Annotated in this window: 1 protein-coding gene; it reads right to left on the reverse strand. The window is 74.8% G+C overall.

The features are described 5' to 3' along the window. Positions 1-335 precede the first annotated feature (335 nt). Positions 336-2,759 carry a SulP family inorganic anion transporter gene (locus tag ACFV0O_RS40235; protein ID WP_380349646.1) on the reverse strand — a complete coding sequence of 808 codons (2,424 nt, stop codon included), beginning with the start codon at positions 2,757-2,759 and terminating at the stop codon, positions 336-338. Positions 2,760-3,234: the final 475 nt, after the last annotated feature.

A 3,234-nucleotide genomic window follows, 5' to 3' on the forward strand; every position in this document is an offset into this window, starting at 1 on the left:
GTCCGCGGTGACGTTGGCGGCTGCGGCGAGCTCTGCCGGCGGGGCGAAGCGCCGCTCCTCCTTGAGCAGGTTGGCCAGGCTCTCGTTGCTCAACGCGCACTCCTCATCGAGTCATGATCGGGGACGATCCCGTGCGTGGGGATTGTCCCGTGTGTCCCAGCGCACAGCTCACCAGGCGAATGGGGCAGTTGACAAGAGGCTCCCAGGAATTGGTGTAGACCTTTGGCCCGGTGCCCGAACACCTGCCCGTACGGTCGACCGCATGGGAGTGGAGAACCTACCAGGGCTGGTGGGCCCGTGCCCCGGCCCGCCCGGCGGGGACACGGGCCCGGCTCTCAGGCGGCCAGCTGGGGCCCCTCCCCAGCACCACCGGACGGAACCCGGCCGTCCTCATTCACCCGTCCGGCCGATGCCCCACCGGGTCGCGTTTCGGGGTGGGCGCTACCGCGGGCCTCGGTGCGGGCCTCGGTACGGCCCTCGGTGCGGGCCTCGACCGGGCTGAACGTCCCGGCGGCGCGATCCAGGACGTAGGCCTGGGCGGTCGCGAAGTCGAAGTACATCCCGACCAGTCGCAGGGTGCCCTCCTCGACCCGGCGCTCCACGGCCGGGTTCGCCATCAGCTGGTCCAACTGCTGGACCACGTTGGTGATGCAGAGCTGCTCCACCGGGTCCACCACCGGCCGGGTGGCGAACTCGGCGGGCACCCGCCGGAGCCGGTCCAGCGAGCCACGGCCGTTGCGCAGCCAGCGGGCCAGCGGGGTGGGCGGACCGGGGAGCTCGTGCACGCCGTCCAGCAGGGCCTTCATCGCCCCGCAGCCGGAGTGGCCGCAGACCGTGATCGAGCGCACCTCCAGCACCTCGACCGCGTACTGCACCGCGGCGGCCACCGAATCGTCGGCCGCACCGGGTTCGAACGGGGCCGGCACCAGGTTGCCCACGTTGCGGACCGTGAAGAGGTCGCCAGGCCCGCTGTTGGTGATCATGCTGGTGACCATCCGCGAGTCCGCACAGGTCAGGAAGAGCTGGGAGGGCGTCTGTCCTTCCCGCGCCAGCCGGGCGAGTTCGGGCCTGATCAGCGGGGCGGTGTGCAGCTGGAACACCCGGACCCCGTCCAGCAGCCGGCCGTGCGGGTCCTCCTGCTGCTCGATGCAGTGGTGGCCGACCCAGGGCGTCCAGGCCCGGCAGCGGTGCGGCCCGGGTGAACTGCCCGCGCGCACCGTGCCGTCGGGGTCGAGCACCTCGTCGTCCTGGCGCCTCGTCACCAGCGAGACCCGGCCGCCCGCGTCCTGGTGCCCGGCCCGCCAGCTGTGCAGGGTCTCGTACGCGGCGTGGTCCAGGAAGGAGCCGTCGTGGACCACGGTGACCTCGGCCCCGGCCGGGACGCCGGCCAGCGCCCGGCTGAGCCGGGGGACGGCGGCGAAGGTGAGCGGGCCGTGCGTCCGGACGGTGACCGAGCCGTCGGGCCCGGTCCCGACATCCACGTGGGCACGGGTCAGCCGGTAGAGCGCGAGCAGGACGGCGGTGCCGGCGCCGATCGCGACGCCCCACAGCACGCCGGCCGCCACCACGGCGATCACGGTGGTGAGGTAGACCGGGAACTCGCGGTGCCGGTGCACGTTGCGGATGTGCGCCGAGCTGACCATCTGCAGCCCGACCACCAGGACCAGTGCGGCGAGCGCAGCCAGCGGGATCCGGCGCAGCCCGCCGGTCAGCGCCAGCGCGGCGGCCAACACCCAGACGCCGTGCAGCACCGAGGCCCACCTGGACTGGGCGCCGGCCTGCACGTTGGCGGTGCTGCGCACCGCGCCGCCGGCGATCGGCAGCCCGCCGATCAGGCCGCTGAGCAGGTTGGCGAGGCCCTGCCCACGCAGTTCGCGGTCGAGGTCGCCGGAGCGGCGGGACATCCGGTCGATCGCGACGGCGGAGAGCAGCGACTCCACGCTGGCCACGGCGGTGACCGTGAGGACGGCGGCGATCAGGCCGAGCACCGGGCCGTGCGGCAGCGCGGGCACGAAGGCGTGCGGCTGCCAGGCGGGCAGTTCGATGTGGGCGAGCCGCAGGTCCAGGGCGAGTGCCAGCGTGGTGGCCAGGGCGATGGCGGCCAGCGGGCCCGGGACCCTGGCGATCCGGGCGCCGAGTCGGCCCGCGCGGCCGGGGAGCCGGCCGAGCCGGGGCCAGCCGAGCAGGACGGCCACGGTCACCGCGCCGATCAGCAGCGCGGGCGGGTGCGGACCGGCCGCCTGCCCCGGCAGCGCGAGGAGGTTGGCGGCCGCGGAGCTCTGCGGTGAGCCGCCGAGCACGACGTGCAGTTGCGCGATGGCGATGGTGAGTCCGACACCGGCCAGCATGCCGTGCACGATCGCGGGCGAGACGGCGAGCGCCGTCCGGGCCACCCGGCGCGCCCCGAGCAGGAGTTGGAGCAGTCCGGCGGCGAGGGTGACGGTGCAGGTGGCCTGCCAGCCGTACCGGGCGATCAGCCCGGCGGTGATCACGGTCAGCGCTGCCGAGGGGCCGCTGACCATGAGCGAGGTGCCGCCGGACAGCCCGACCACGATGCCGCCGACGGCTGCGGCGGCCAGCCCGGCGGTGAGCGGTGCGCCGGTGGCGAGGGCGATGCCGAGGGAGAACGGCACGGCGATCAGGAAGACCACGAGCGAGGCGGAGAGGTCCTGGGCCCAGCGGATCCGGGCACCGGGGCCCGGCGGTGCGTGGTCGGTGGTGTCGGAGGCGATGGGGGCGCTGGAGATGTCGAGGGTCATGGTCTTCCCGTCTGTCCGGGGGAACGAACGCAGTCAGGTCCGGCGGTGAGTCCGGGGTGGGGCTCGGGGCGGATCGGCTGTCGTGGGTCGCGACGCGGTGTGGCGGGATGGCGTGGCGCGGCGGGGAGCGCGGGTGTCACCGGCCGGCGTTGACCATCGGGCCCGCCAGGAGCCCGGGCGAGGTGCGGGTGTCTCGCCGGGGCCCGCCGGGACGGACCATCAAGACTCGGTAAACCGAGAGTAATGAAAGCTTTGCACGGCGTGGTTGCGGGAGGGAAGCGGAAAACCCCCTGGTTCACCCCAATGGGTGGTGTTCGAACGGTCGGGAATCTGCTGGTGGAGTGGTGGCCGCGGGCGAACGGGCCGGACGTGGGGGGGGGGGGGGGGGGGCGGCCCGGGGGGCGGGGGGGGGGGCGGGGGCGGCCCGGGGGGGGCGGCGGGGGGGCGGGGGGGGCGCGCGCGCCCGCGCGCCCCC

This window comes from Kitasatospora sp. NPDC059577 (assembly GCF_042735475.1).
Classification (GTDB): domain Bacteria; phylum Actinomycetota; class Actinomycetes; order Streptomycetales; family Streptomycetaceae; genus Kitasatospora.